Origin of the sequence: Chryseobacterium sp. SIMBA_029, assembly GCF_046535275.1 — a bacterium.
In the GTDB taxonomy this organism is placed as follows: Bacteria; Bacteroidota; Bacteroidia; order Flavobacteriales; family Weeksellaceae; genus Chryseobacterium.
In genome coordinates this window covers 1-247 of sequence record NZ_JAWRXA010000681.1, presented here as the reverse complement: position 1 = coordinate 247, position 247 = coordinate 1, and the positions used below count along the sequence as shown (strand labels likewise).

Here is a 247-nt window from a genome sequence, read left to right as displayed (position 1 = left end):
CCACAATCCCCATGGGTTCGTGCCCGATCACATCCCCTTTGTGCATGTACGGGCCAAGGACTTCATAGAGGTGCAAATCAGAGCCACAAATGGCAGAGGACGTGATGCGGACGATAGCGTCTGTCGGTTCCTGGAGAGCGGGATCGGGTACGTCGATGACGCTCACGGAGCGCCTGCCTTGCCAAGTAACTGCTTTCACGTTGTGGTACTCCCTGCGTTGTGGCTGGGTTGTCCCGCGCTGCAGGAG

Annotated in this window: 1 protein-coding gene; it reads right to left on the bottom strand. The window is 58.7% G+C overall.

Annotated elements, in window-relative coordinates:
- On the bottom strand, positions 1 to 166 hold a 166-nt coding region (locus SB679_RS25690; RefSeq protein ID WP_410705196.1), incomplete at its 3' end, for an alcohol dehydrogenase catalytic domain-containing protein.
- Between the last annotated feature and the right edge of the window lie 81 nt (positions 167 to 247).